This is a genomic window from Adonisia turfae CCMR0081, assembly GCF_011009555.1.
GTDB classification, from domain to species: domain Bacteria; phylum Cyanobacteriota; class Cyanobacteriia; order Phormidesmidales; family Phormidesmidaceae; genus Leptothoe; species Leptothoe turfae.
In genome coordinates, this window is record NZ_QXHD01000004.1 from 5,344,999 (window position 1) to 5,356,983 (window position 11,985).

The following is an 11,985-nucleotide window of genomic DNA, read 5'->3' on the forward strand; positions in this document are numbered from 1 at the left end:
ACAGGCCACTGCTCACATTAAGGATGAGCCTAGCGAAGCACGCGCTGGTGCACGTCTACGTAAGATGGGCTCCCCTGTAACTGACGATCGTTGCGCTTCCTTGGTTGCAGAAGCTGGCAGCTACTTTGATCGCGTTATCTCTGCTCTAGGTTAGTCTCTTTGACGCCTTAGCGAGATTGCTCTAACTAAATCACGATCAATTTAACTACTGGAGAAATACCAAAATGAAATCTGTTGTTACCACTGTGATCGCTGCAGCTGATGCAGCTGGTCGTTTTCCTTCCACTTCCGACCTAGAGTCCGTACAAGGTAGCCTTCAGCGTGCAGCCGCACGTTTAGAAGCCGCTGAGAAGCTAGCAGGCAACTTGGATAACGTAGCTAAAGAAGCTTACGATGCATGCATCTCCAAGTATCCCTACTTGAACAATGCGGGTGAAGCAAACTCCACTGATACATTCAAAGCTAAGTGTCTTCGTGACGTTAAGCATTACATGCGTCTGATCAGCTATAGCCTAGTAGTGGGTGGTACTGGTCCTCTTGATGAGTGGGGTATTGCCGGTCAGCGTGAAGTTTACCGTGCGCTTAACCTACCCACTGCACCTTACGTAGCTGCTCTAAGCTTTGCCCGTAACCGTGGTTGTGCCCCTCGTGACATGTCTGCTCAGGCTCTAACTGAGTACAACGCTCTGGTTGACTACGTAATCAACTCCCTTTCCTAAGGGCCCCTTTCCTAAGGATTTGATGCGATTCAGAGCTTGACTGCATTTAGGTAGTCTAAACCTGGAGATTCTTCGGAGTCTCCAGGTTTGTTTATAGGAGAGACTGATCTATCCGTCCTGTCTCTAGATATTGTCATAACAACATACTTCCCTAAATCTGCTAAAACTACGATGACAGTCGATTCTCTCTTTGAGCAACTCAAACATCCTAATCCCAATCTGCGTGAACGAGCCATAGTAGAGTTGGCCGAGTCCTATGATGAGCAGACGATTGCTCGATTGATGGCTAATTTGCTTGAAGACGATGTTGTTTATCGGAGAGCATCGGTTAAAGCCTTGGGTTATATTGGCCCAGACTCTGTACCTAGTTTGGTGCAAAGATTGCAGAGTAGTGAGAGTCCAACTGAACGGGCAAGCTGTACTAAAGCCTTGACGCAAGTGGCTGTACGTCATACTGATACACCATTCCCAGAAGAAGGATTGCAGGCATTGCAACAGGCCCTTGAAGATCCTGCCCCAGTGGTTAATATCTCTGCGGTGATGGCATTGGGACAGGTGGGTGAGCCTGCTTTAGATATTTTGCTTAATGCTCTCAAAACTACAGAGAATATAGCAATATCAGTTGCTATTCTCAATGCACTAGGGTCTGTTGATAGTGAGAAAGTTGTGACTGTGTTGACTGAGTTTAGTCAGAATGCTGATGTGGATACGTACCTGCGCGAGTCAGCTACTAGTGCCTTATCTCGACTAGAGCTAGTTAAACAGTATTCTCCTGACTAAAGGCATTACCTTTATCAAAGACTAATGTCAAAGACTAAGAAAAACACAGTATCGAATGAGCGTTTGCTGTTCAATACTGCGTTTAAGTAGTGCTACCCAGATTTAATACCAAGACATTTTGAATTAGCTTAATTAGGATGCTAATTCAGTAATGCTTGAAATTTTGCCCCCAGACGTATGAATGTTCTGTACAGCTTGGGACATTTGAGCGTAGGTCACCACAATGGTTTGCTTGCTGAATCGCTTGAGGCGTGAAGCTGCTGCACCGCTAGAAAATGCAATCTTGAAGCTCTTGCCAAGATTGCTATAGCCAGAAGCATTTCCCTTGGCCAGAGGCTTGATCGGAGTGGCAATATTAGCAGCTAAGGAGGAAATTAGCTGAGCACCTTTATTGCGATCGCTAGTGGCGGAACCCCGTAGAAGGGAAAACATCCGGTTAAACCCTTCATTCTTAACGCCTGCTTGGGAACGAATACTCCGGTGATAGGGCACTGTCGCCTCACCAAAGTTATCGATATATTCGTTGCTGTCGAGATATGAGTTGATTTCGGCGGCGTAGCCCTGCTCATTGTAGAGAGTGACATGCTCTCTAATCTCTGCTTGATCGCGTGGGGCACGACCCAGGAGATGCTTGAAGTTTAATTCGATAAATCGGTACTGAGAATTGCCATCAAAGAAGAGAGAACTGTATAGCGCTGATTGAGCTACAGCCCGGACAAACCCTCGTACAGTGATATCACCATTGCGTAACATAGCTTCGGCACTGGCTAGCCGATCATTATCGAGGATATGAACATTCCCCAACACTTGGCGATACGCAGCACGGATCACCTCCTGTAGGTCTTCTTCACTGGCAAAAGAGCGCAGCTCTACCGGTGCGCCTTCAAACGCATCCAAGCCCAGGGATGCGGAAGCTGTTAAATTTCCCATTAATATGGTCTCCTGACAATCTCAAACAGAGTTTTCGATATATTTTTCTGGTGTTGCTGATCCTTGGAAGGATTTAATCTATAAAATCCTGACAAATGGCATTGAGTCTAGCTCAAGTACAAATCAGCAACGACGTTTCTTTTGGGTCAAGAATCTGGGTAGGTACTTTGGACAGTAGGTGAAAATGAAAGGGGAGATCTTGTATATGAGGAAGAAGTTAACAAATGTTCAATGTTTTGTGTCGTGTTAGTTACAACCTGGGGACCTAAGAACCGCTAGTCATGAAAAAAACGTCGTTTAGTATTTTTCATCTCACCGAAGAGCAAGCTATTGCGCTTTTACATACGCCACCTGATCAGCTTGAGGAGCCGTCAGATCGATATATTGCGGCCTCTCGATTGGTGGAGCACCCATCGGAACGTACGGTGCAAGCCTTGATCCAGGCCATTCATCAGCCAGGCGATGATCTTGATAATCGGATTGTGCGCCGCAAGTCGGTAGAGACGTTAGGGCATTTGCGCGCTGCCCAGGCACTGCCATCCATTCGTTCCTGTTTAGGGGATGACGACTGCTACACCGTGGAGAACGCAGTGTGGGCCATTGGTGAGATTGCTAGTGGAGAAGATGAGCGGCATATCTTGCTGGACGAGGCGATTCTAGAAGAGATAACAAATGTTCTCACTCGGCCTGGGCAAAATTATCGAGTCGTTATTCAGACGCTGGGTAAACTTGGCTATAAAGCGGCGGCTGATCGGATTCGACCTTGGATGCAAGCGGATAATCTAATGGTGGCAAGTGCTGCGATCGCAACACTATATCGTTTTGGCGACGATATCTCGGCTATGGCTCGCGTTGTCGACATGCTGCAAGATGCCAATGTCAACGTACGTCGCAGCTGTTTACAGGACCTGATCGATACCCATTACTACTCGGCCATTCCTAAAATTGCCCAGTCCCCTATTTCCATGGTGTTCCGGTTGCGGGCAATTCAATCCTTGGCCCTGGTAGGCATAGAAGATCAAGCCATCACCTTTACTAAGGATGTCGAACCTTATCTAGACCAAGTCATAGCCGATCATCCCGACACCATAGAACTGGTTCATGAATATGACCAAACACCCACCCTTGAGTTTGCCGTTAATGAACTGTATGAGACAGACTTTGGCCGCTGTTATTTAGCTACCAAAACACTATTGGATGTGTATCCTCAAAAAGCTCCTGAGGCCCTGATGACAGCCTACGAGGATAAAGCCCACCATGATTATGGCGGCTATTACCATGTTATGCGTTTATTTGGTTGGCTGGACTATGAGCCTGCCTACAAGCTATTGGTCAAGGCACTGCACAACCCAGAAGCTCAGTTTAAGAAAGCGCGGGTAGCGGGTGCGATCGCCCTTGGCAAGTTAGGTAACCCTTATGCCATAGATGAGCTGCAGTTGGCGTGGGATACAGCTACCTGGGAACTGCAATACGCCATTCTCATTGCTTTGAATCATTTAGATGGTCTGAGTCAGAGTGCGTTGCAGTCTGAACATCCCTTGGTACAGGCTAAGCTGTTGAGTTTACAGAAACCTTAGGGTGCCGTTGTTAACGCACCGCTGCAAGAAAACCCACCGCCTCTATAAAAAATTGCTGCTGTTGCCTCTGCAAAAGAATCAACCCTACCTGGTTGGACTAAAGATAAACACTCAAGCATTGAGTGACCCCAATCATGTCATAATCATGAAATCTAGTCTGATTTAAGAGAATACTGTTTTACGCAACAGCATTTGTTATTGGGGAGATGTACCGTACTGCGGTTCCTTCGGTCCAAAATTTATTCTGCTATTGAGCAATGACAACTAAGATATTTGTCGATACAACTCCAGTCGAGCTAGTTTCTGATGCTGTTGAGCAGAAGGACCTGGTCATTACCGCTGCTTACAAACAAGTATTTGGCAATGCCCATCTGATGGAAAGTGAGCGTTTTCAAAAAGCAGAATCGCAACTCCGGGATGGCCAAATTACTGTCATGGATTTTATTCGTCAATTGGCTAAGTCAGAGCGTTACCGAGCGTTAGTGTTTGAGAAGAATTCCAACCTAAGTGCGATTGAACTCAACTTTAAACATCTACTGGGGCGTGCACCTGAAAGCTATACAGAAATCTCGGAACATATTGCTCGCTTAGTAAACGAGGGCTGTGATGCAGAGATTGACTCTTACATCGATAGTGACGAATACTTTGAAGCCTTTGGAACCGATATCGTTCCTTATTATCGAGGCTATCAAACCCAAACAGGTCGAAAGCTTGTAGGTTATACCCATTCGTTCCAACTCATGCGGGGTGCGTCGAGTAGCGATAAGTCAACGCCTGCATCATCCTATAAAAAGTTGGACGAAAGCTTGTTCAGCAGTGATGCCTTTACGGCAATGCTCGACAAAGTGGATGTAGAGAAAATACTAAAGCTTTCTCAATCTACCCGTGCTCCGCAATCTGGGGTAAGTAAGTATTGTCCAAAAACAGCATGCCCTTCGGCCAATATTTATGAGCCTGAGCAGATCATTCGAAGAACCTTAAACCTTCACTTACCCAGCCAGCAACAACAATCTCCAATTGTTTTAGACAATAATACGCCACCTATTTCTGATCCGACTGATCCTGTTGAGATCATTCGAAAAGCCTTAAAAATAAAGTAATGCAGAAAAGCCCTAAAAAGCTTGTTGTGTGAGAAGTCTTCATGGATCACTTACGAGCGCTTTCGATAACGCCACTGCCAAGGGGAATTCCTGCTTCTTAAACTGTCGGTAGCTAGCATAGAGATATCTATAAACGAGATTTCAGGGGAGCACCATCAAAGCTCCTCTTTCTCTGGTCTAGCTCAGAAGTCCCTCAACCTGCAGATACGCCGTCCGTTTCTACAGGTGGCCGCTAGTAATAGCCTGCAATGCAAGGGTCAGCACCACACGACCCACTTCAATGGCACCGGCTACAATGAGCACAGCACCAATCTTACGGATGATAGCTGGGGGCATATTGCCTTCCCAGAGTGGGTTGATTGCACCGATAAACTTGTACTGATTCTCGTTGCCTTCCCCTTGGTAGCGCTTAATGCTTAACTCCTTGGGCAGGGCAGGCATATTTTGGTCGCTGGAGAATAGCTTGATGGAGCGGCGATGAGGAACTTGGTGAAAACCAAAGGCAGCTACATACTCATCACAGGTTGTTAGCTTTTCAGCAAAAGAGATAATACCTTCAGAGGCTAAGAGAGAACTCCACTTAAAGACCTCTGATTGAATCGCAGGACGACCCAGTACCCGCTCAAAGCAAAGCTGCACAAATCGATAGTTGCTGTTGGTAGCCAAAATAAAGTTAATGAACATGTCGGAGCAAATTAGCTCACGCACCAAATCCTGTGTGGTGATCTCATTGTTGAGATAGGCAGAATCAAGGGCTTCATTGTGGTGAAAATCAATATTACGATTGTCCTTAAAGATGGCACGATATACGGCCTGCAAACAATCTCGCTTATCCATGGCAGATAATGCTTTAGCCTGACCCGACTCAACATTTGCGAGAGAATAGTAACCGTTTTGAGCTGCAGGGATGAATTGATTATCAGTTGCCAGTGTTTGCATGTTTGTTTGTGAGTATTGATTTTATTAAATAGCCTAAGGCTTTAGCATTGATTTACCTAAGCTATGGCCATTCTAGGAAACTCTGCGAAGTAATCAAGAAAAGCGATAAGTATATTTACTTATTTCATTGCGCTGTGTTGCAAAGTTCTCAGAAATGGCCAATTTGGAGAGGTTTAAGATATTAACCCTTTGTCTAGAAACCTTGCTGGGTATGGAGTTTTTAGATCTGAGATGGTTTAGCTGTCTGTCTGTGTAACTCGTAAAGTCATGTAACAGGTGATGCTTTTTTGCGTAGGCAAATCAGCAGTAAATACTGGTTTTTATGTTGTGGAGAAAACGCTAAAAGTGCACTTGGCTATAAGGCTCAATCATCTTCGTCCATACTCTACTTTGCACCTTTAGTCGGTAATCAAAGGGCTCAATTTTCTTCTTTGAAAGATGAAGCTTTGTAACTTTGTTTTTCATAAACAGGGTGCTAAGTACATTGCTTCCTGTACTTTAATTCTTGGTTGGTCGCCCTTGATGACGTCAGGGTGTGATCAATCACATAGTAATCAGTCCTTAATTAATAAAGTAAGGAGAGTCTAATGCTTGACGCTTTTTCAAGAGCTGTAGCCTCTGCGGATGCAGGTGGTAAGTTTGTTGGCGGTGGTGATCTCGACGCTCTTAAGTCGTTTGTCGCAGAAGGTAACAAGCGTCTCGATGCTGTTAACGCTATTGCGTCTAACGCTAGCTGCATCGTGACTGATGCTGTTGCCGGTATCGTTTGTGAGAGTCCTGGTCTAACCGCTCCTGGTGGTGGTGTTTACACCAACCGTAAGATGGCTGCTTGCCTACGCGATGGTGAAATCGTTCTACGTTACATCACTTACGCTGTATTGACTGGTGATGCTTCCGTACTTAACGACCGTTGCTTGAACGGCCTCAAGGAGACTTACTCCGCACTGGGTGTACCCATTGGTAACACTACCCGCGCTGTAGCAATCATGAAGGCTTGTGCCGTTGCCCACGTTAACGACACTAACACTGAAGCTCAAGCTGGTAGCAAGTTCCGTACAATGGGCGCTACTAAGGGCGACTGTGCTGCTCTAACTGCTGAAGTTGCTGGCTACTTCGATGCTGTAGGTGCTGCTATCAGCTAGTTAGATGCGTTCTTGCTAGTCCACTGAGACTTGGTGCGCATTTTCTGAATTGAATTTGTTCAAAGTCGTTGCTGATTTGAGCGATCAACCTGTCTGACCAATTTGTCATTCATCTGTGACTAATATTTGGCCTTTGTAGGGGATCAGCAACGCCAAATCAAATAATAGGAGATAACATTAGCTATGAAATCCGTTGTAACTACGGTTGTTGCTGCTGCTGATCAGGGCGCTCGTTTCCCCAGTAGCTCCGACCTTGAGTCCGTACAAGGTAGCCTTCAGCGTGCTGCTGCTCGTATGGAAGCTGCTGAGAAGCTAGCTGGCAACTATGATGCAGTTGCTCAAGAAGCTGTTGACGCTATCTACAAGAAGTATCCTAGCGGCCAGGGCCGTGACATGGATGCTGGTACTCAGAAAGAGAAGTGCAAGCGTGACATCGTTCACTACCTACGTCTTGTTAACTACTCTTTAATCGTTGGTGGTACTGGCCCCATTGATGAGTGGGCTATCTCTGGTGCTCGTGAAGTTTACGGTGCTCTAGGTATCGGTACTGATACTTATGTTGCTGGTCTTAGTGCTCTGCGTTCTCGTGGTTGTGCTCCTCGTGACATGTCTGCTCAGGCTCTTGTTGAGTACAACGGTCTGCTCAGCTACTTGATCAACTCTATGTCCTAGATTTTTAGCGTCGCCCCAGGGGAATATCCTCTGGGGCAATGCTAATCACTAGCAAAGCCATAGTTAACGTCTGACTGTCAATCCTTACTGGGAAAGACAGTCAGACGTTTTATTGTGTGAGAATTTTTCTTTTTAAGAATTATATTGGAGAGCTTCAATTGCGGTTAAAAGGCCTCTGGTTAATTGGCTTCCAGAGTGTCAAGAACAAACTGTGTATCTGCTAGGACTTTTTTCCATCTAAAAAATGGGGTGATGAGTAAATTCCTCAACCTACGGGCACGTTTGGCTTTTTGAATGAGTTGGTTAACTTGATAGGTATGATGAAAGCCAACATTGTTGAGTTGTTTTTGTTGTAAGAGGTCTTCAACCTCTTGACGCCAGTTACTCATGGTAGAACTCAGTATTTTTACTGATGATTGATGCCTTGATTTTAAACGACTCTGTGCCAACCTTGTCAGCATTGCATACAACACTTACAAGACTATGTCTATGAACTGGATGTTAGAGCAACAATGCATCAATTGCTCTCTGGAAAAGATTAACTAATCCCAATCGTTAGCACCCTGCTGTTGTTTTTCCAGTTGTCCAATGGCAAGGGTATAAATGGCTCCACTGCTAGCTTCAGAATCTTTTTCTTTGGAGGCTTTCAACGTTTCAAGAACACTAGCATCGCCAATTTTCATCAAGGATAGAATAGCGGATTTTCGAGTTCCCCACACTGGATGCTCTAAAAGCTGTAGTAACGTAGGTATTGCGGGTTTATGGGCAAGATTTCCAAGTACTGCTGCCGCTTCACTGCGAACGGTTTCTGCTTCGTCGTTGAGGGCATTGATCAGGATAGCAAAGTTGTTTGCATTGGGGTCTTCTTGGGTGACTTTTGCGATCGCAGCCACCACTGCCGCCCTGACCTCTACGTTATCTGTTTCCAACGCCTGATACAGAAGATCCTTAGCTTCAGCCCCAATAAAGGCTAACGCCCAGGCCGCATGACCCTTCATACTTTCAGTAGTATCAGATGATTCTAAGATCTTAATAAGTTCTGGAGCAGCAGCTTCTCCTGTACGGGCCAAGGCTCCCACCGAAGAACCTTTAACAACAGTATCTTCATCGTGGAGAATGGCGTTAATTAATATGGGAATTGCCGTTGGATCACCAATCAATGTCAAACTTTTCGCACAGGCCCGACGCACTACGGGATTTTCATGACTAGATAGAGCCTTTGTCAGGAAAGGTGTGGCGGGTTCCCCAATTTGTCCCAGGGTTTCCGCAATGCGTAGTCGTACCATGCCACGCTTATCGGCAAACCCTTCCACTAGCTCTGTCAGTAATTCACCATCGTTGGGGTCAAACGTGAGGGTATCAATCTGCTCAGTCACCTTGCGAATAATATTATCCACATGGGCCTGGGCTAGAGCAAGCTCAGCTTCAGTTTGGGCGTCTAGGGTGTTGTCAACCATAGTGTGTTAAGACAGAACCAGTGCAGTTCACTTTTTATTCCTTCACTACTTTAGTACGACTGTAGAGCATACGCATAGGGGAGTTGGATCAAGCTGACAGCTTTGGACAGAGTAGTAAGTGATCAGTAGTAAATGGTGAGTGGAGTCTGCCCTCACTACCTGCTCCCCAAACTACACTTGCTATCCAAAACTCCCTATCCAAAGGCTGTCATAGCATCACTTAACTTTTAACGAAAGTTGCGCTGTTGCCACTTATTCAGGCGAGACGCACCGACAGCAGCCAAGGCTTGAGCTTCCATTAGTTCACCCCGCAAGCGTTCGATCAGGGCAGCTTTTTCGTCAGTTTGCGTGGAGGAACTATTCCCACCAATGACTGCCTTTGAATATGGCCCTTTGCTCAGAACAGATTTACCAACGCTTGCACTAGAACGTAGATCAGCGAGCTGTTGTTGGAGCTTGGCAATGAGCAAGTCTTGTTCGCTTTCTTGAGGCTCGGGGGTAACTGGTGGTGCAGCTGGCGTGAAGTTAAAGATTTCTGCCAGAATCTCTTGAGCATCGCGGGGCTTGCTCACTTTGATCGGTTGACAGGGCAACATCGCGTTAGTTACGCGGGGGCGATTATCCGTTAGATCCTTATCACTGCCAGAGGCCCCCTTGAGCAGGTGTAACATATTGGTGAATTCCACCATGGTCTGTCCTGGCGCACTGTTATAGCCCCGATAGTAGGGCACAATATTCTCGCCAAAGGCATTTTGATATTCATCGCTGTTGATATAACTATCGATGTCAGCTTCGTAGCCTTCGGTATCTAGAATGGCGCTGTGGGCCTTCATTTCGGCAAAGTTTTGGGGGGCACGACCTAAGAGATGTTTGAAGTGCAGCTCCATGGCCCGATAGCGATAGCAGTTTGTAAACCGAGACTGATAAAGTTCAGACTTAGCGACTTGACGAACAAATTCGCGAACGCTCAGATTACCATTTTTGAGCTGAGATTCAGGGACCACTAAACGCTCACTTTCCATAATGTGAGCATTGCCCATCACCTGACGATAGATGGCCCGGATAACCACTTCACTTTCCTCTGTTGATGCACCCGGCAATAGTTCTACTGGTGATGTTTGACGGAAAGGTGCGTAACCCTGGAATGTTTGCTGGGCAATTTTTTCTTGCTCAGTTAGGAGTCTCTCGGGTTCTATCACAGTCAGCTGGCGCTTAGCGGGGCTATTAACCGCTTCGATTTCGCCAATCTTATTGGTCATGGTGGCCTGGATTAGCCGTGCTTGGGAGAGATAATAAGCCGGGTTACTATCATTGCTCGCTCTGCCCCGCAGTAATTTTAGTAGGTTCGCAAAGCCGGCTACTTTTTGTCCGATAGGAGACTGGTGTCCTCGATAATAAGGCACTGTGTTTTCCCCAAACACCTGGAGATATTCATCGCTACCGAGGTAAGCGTCGATTTCGGTTTCATACCCTGCTGAATCTAAGATCTGGCTATGGTCAGCAATATCGCTGTAGTTATTGGGAGCACGGCCTAACAGGTGCTTAAAGTTCAATTCAATGAACCGACTGCGGGAGCAAGGTTCAAAAAAGCGAGACCGATATAGCTCTGACTTGGCGACTCTGCGAATAAACTCGCGCACAGTGATAGTTTGACTTTGTAGCTGTGCTTCTGCATCCGCAATGGCAGCCCGCTCACTTTCCATCACATGGGCATTGCCCAAAACCTGTCGATAGACTGCCTGAATCACCACCTCAACGGCTGCCAATGAATCGTTGGGGCGTAGTTCAACTGGGGCTGTTTCATCAAAGGCTTGAGTCCCTAACTCGATGGCAGGTCTAGCGGGTGAGAACCGTGCGGCAGCGTAAGCTGCATAACGTGCCTCTAACTCCTGGGTGGCTGGAGATTTCCAGAGTGTGGTGGGACGAGTGACAGGGGCGATCTTACCAATCTGATTCGCCATGAGGGCCTGATTTAACCGAGCCTGCTGGTTGTGGGCTAAGTTGTTGTCATGGCTAGCTGCACCGCGCAGTAGTTTTAGCAGATTGGGAAATCCGGATACCTGCTGGCCTGTCGGGGACTTGTGACCCCGATAATAGGGCACCATGCTTTCACCAAAGGTTTGTTGGTACTCATCGCTATCTAGGTAGGAGTCAATGTCTGCTTCAAATCCTTGTGCTTCTAAGAGATAACTATGGTCAGCAATATCGCTATAACTGTTGGGCGCTCGCCCTAATAAATGTTTAAAGTTAAGTTCAATAAAACGATTGCGAGAACAAGGCTCAAAAAACCGAGACCGATACAGTTCTGATTTAGCAATCTGACGAATAAATTCTCGGACGGTGATAGCATGACTTCGTAATTGTGATTCTGCGTCTGCCACGGTAGCCCGCTCACTCTCCATCACATGGGTATTGCCCAAAACCTGCCGGTAAACAGCCCGAATAACGACCTCGACGGTTTCTAAAGAGTCATTGGGCCATAGTTGAACGGGATCTGTTTCATCAAAGGCTTGGGTGCCCAAACTAATGGCAGAATTAACAACAGGATTTGCAAATGTGCTGACCATTCACCGTCTCCAATTTTTATAGCTGTATAAGTTGAACCGGGTCTGTGAGCCGTTTTGCTCAGTGAAGGCAATAATCCAGCCCATTTTAAACAGTGTGTATTG

The 11,985-nt window shown here is 46.4% G+C and carries 11 protein-coding genes and 1 pseudogene; 7 read left to right on the top strand and 5 right to left on the bottom strand.

Annotated elements, in window-relative coordinates:
• From DXZ20_RS26685 to DXZ20_RS26695, 3 genes and pseudogenes are all read left to right on the top strand, one after another.
• Window positions 1-154 (top strand): annotated as a pseudogene (locus DXZ20_RS26685) (bleomycin hydrolase); the annotation flags it as partial.
• Window positions 155-224: 70 nt separating this feature from the next.
• Complete coding sequence (gene cpeA / locus DXZ20_RS26690; RefSeq protein WP_023072362.1) at window positions 225-719, top strand: C-phycoerythrin subunit alpha; 495 nt, start codon at window positions 225-227, stop codon at window positions 717-719.
• Between the two features lie 171 nt (window positions 720-890).
• A complete protein-coding gene (locus tag DXZ20_RS26695) occupies window positions 891-1,499 on the top strand; it encodes a HEAT repeat domain-containing protein (RefSeq protein ID WP_163667232.1) in 609 nt (202 codons plus the stop codon).
• A gap of 132 nt (window positions 1,500-1,631) precedes the next feature.
• Here the strand turns inward: DXZ20_RS26695 and DXZ20_RS26700 are convergent, their stop codons facing one another.
• Window positions 1,632-2,429, bottom strand: coding sequence for a phycobilisome rod-core linker polypeptide (locus DXZ20_RS26700; protein ID WP_163702139.1), 798 nt, complete (start codon window positions 2,427-2,429; stop codon window positions 1,632-1,634).
• 281 nt (window positions 2,430-2,710) lie between these two features.
• On the opposite strand from DXZ20_RS26700, the gene DXZ20_RS26705 reads away from it, so the two are divergent.
• Both DXZ20_RS26705 and DXZ20_RS26710 read left to right on the top strand, forming a co-directional pair.
• Window positions 2,711-4,006, top strand: coding sequence for a HEAT repeat domain-containing protein (locus DXZ20_RS26705; protein ID WP_163702141.1), 1,296 nt, complete (start codon window positions 2,711-2,713; stop codon window positions 4,004-4,006).
• A gap of 257 nt (window positions 4,007-4,263) precedes the next feature.
• The gene (locus DXZ20_RS26710; RefSeq protein ID WP_163702143.1) at window positions 4,264-5,106 is read left to right on the top strand and encodes a phycobilisome rod-core linker polypeptide; all 843 of its coding nucleotides are present in this window, start codon (window positions 4,264-4,266) and stop codon (window positions 5,104-5,106) included.
• A 219-nt stretch (window positions 5,107-5,325) separates the two neighbouring features.
• Here DXZ20_RS26710 and DXZ20_RS26715 read toward each other — a convergent pair whose 3' ends face one another.
• The gene (locus tag DXZ20_RS26715; RefSeq protein ID WP_163702144.1) at window positions 5,326-6,045 is read right to left on the bottom strand and encodes a phycobilisome rod-core linker polypeptide; all 720 of its coding nucleotides are present in this window, start codon (window positions 6,043-6,045) and stop codon (window positions 5,326-5,328) included.
• 587 nt (window positions 6,046-6,632) lie between these two features.
• Here DXZ20_RS26715 and cpeB point away from each other — a divergent pair.
• Both cpeB and cpeA (DXZ20_RS26725) read left to right on the top strand, forming a co-directional pair.
• Window positions 6,633-7,187, top strand: coding sequence for a phycoerythrin subunit beta (gene cpeB / locus DXZ20_RS26720; protein ID WP_163667244.1), 555 nt, complete (start codon window positions 6,633-6,635; stop codon window positions 7,185-7,187).
• A gap of 183 nt (window positions 7,188-7,370) precedes the next feature.
• Window positions 7,371-7,859 (top strand): C-phycoerythrin subunit alpha, encoded by a 489-nt coding sequence (gene cpeA / locus DXZ20_RS26725; RefSeq protein ID WP_163667246.1) that lies wholly within the window; start codon window positions 7,371-7,373, stop codon window positions 7,857-7,859.
• Window positions 7,860-8,038: 179 nt separating this feature from the next.
• Here cpeA (DXZ20_RS26725) and DXZ20_RS26730 read toward each other — a convergent pair whose 3' ends face one another.
• The 3 genes from DXZ20_RS26730 to DXZ20_RS26740 all read right to left on the bottom strand — a co-directional run bounded on the left by DXZ20_RS26730 (window position 8,039) and on the right by DXZ20_RS26740 (window position 11,883).
• Window positions 8,039-8,248 carry a hypothetical protein gene (locus DXZ20_RS26730; RefSeq protein ID WP_163667249.1) on the bottom strand — a complete coding sequence of 70 codons (210 nt, stop codon included), beginning with the start codon at window positions 8,246-8,248 and terminating at the stop codon, window positions 8,039-8,041.
• 153 nt (window positions 8,249-8,401) lie between these two features.
• Window positions 8,402-9,316: a HEAT repeat domain-containing protein gene (locus DXZ20_RS26735; protein WP_163667252.1), complete on the bottom strand. Its 915-nt coding sequence runs from the start codon at window positions 9,314-9,316 to the stop codon at window positions 8,402-8,404.
• A gap of 227 nt (window positions 9,317-9,543) precedes the next feature.
• The gene (locus DXZ20_RS26740; protein WP_163702146.1) at window positions 9,544-11,883 is read right to left on the bottom strand and encodes a phycobilisome rod-core linker polypeptide; all 2,340 of its coding nucleotides are present in this window, start codon (window positions 11,881-11,883) and stop codon (window positions 9,544-9,546) included.
• Window positions 11,884-11,985: the final 102 nt, after the last annotated feature.

What these genes read in the sequence shown, in the direction of transcription:
- cpeA (WP_023072362.1), top strand. Translation starts at nt 225, where the DNA reads ATGAAATCTGTTGTTACCACTGTGATCGCTGCAGCTGATGCAGCTGGT.
- DXZ20_RS26695 (WP_163667232.1), top strand. Translation starts at nt 891, where the DNA reads ATGACAGTCGATTCTCTCTTTGAGCAACTCAAACATCCTAATCCCAAT.
- DXZ20_RS26700 (WP_163702139.1), bottom strand. Translation starts at nt 2,429, where the DNA reads ATGGGAAATTTAACAGCTTCCGCATCCCTGGGCTTGGATGCGTTTGAA.
- DXZ20_RS26705 (WP_163702141.1), top strand. Translation starts at nt 2,711, where the DNA reads ATGAAAAAAACGTCGTTTAGTATTTTTCATCTCACCGAAGAGCAAGCT.
- DXZ20_RS26710 (WP_163702143.1), top strand. Translation starts at nt 4,264, where the DNA reads ATGACAACTAAGATATTTGTCGATACAACTCCAGTCGAGCTAGTTTCT.
- DXZ20_RS26715 (WP_163702144.1), bottom strand. Translation starts at nt 6,045, where the DNA reads ATGCAAACACTGGCAACTGATAATCAATTCATCCCTGCAGCTCAAAAC.
- cpeB (WP_163667244.1), top strand. Translation starts at nt 6,633, where the DNA reads ATGCTTGACGCTTTTTCAAGAGCTGTAGCCTCTGCGGATGCAGGTGGT.
- cpeA (WP_163667246.1), top strand. Translation starts at nt 7,371, where the DNA reads ATGAAATCCGTTGTAACTACGGTTGTTGCTGCTGCTGATCAGGGCGCT.
- DXZ20_RS26730 (WP_163667249.1), bottom strand. Translation starts at nt 8,248, where the DNA reads ATGAGTAACTGGCGTCAAGAGGTTGAAGACCTCTTACAACAAAAACAA.
- DXZ20_RS26735 (WP_163667252.1), bottom strand. Translation starts at nt 9,316, where the DNA reads ATGGTTGACAACACCCTAGACGCCCAAACTGAAGCTGAGCTTGCTCTA.
- DXZ20_RS26740 (WP_163702146.1), bottom strand. Translation starts at nt 11,883, where the DNA reads ATGGTCAGCACATTTGCAAATCCTGTTGTTAATTCTGCCATTAGTTTG.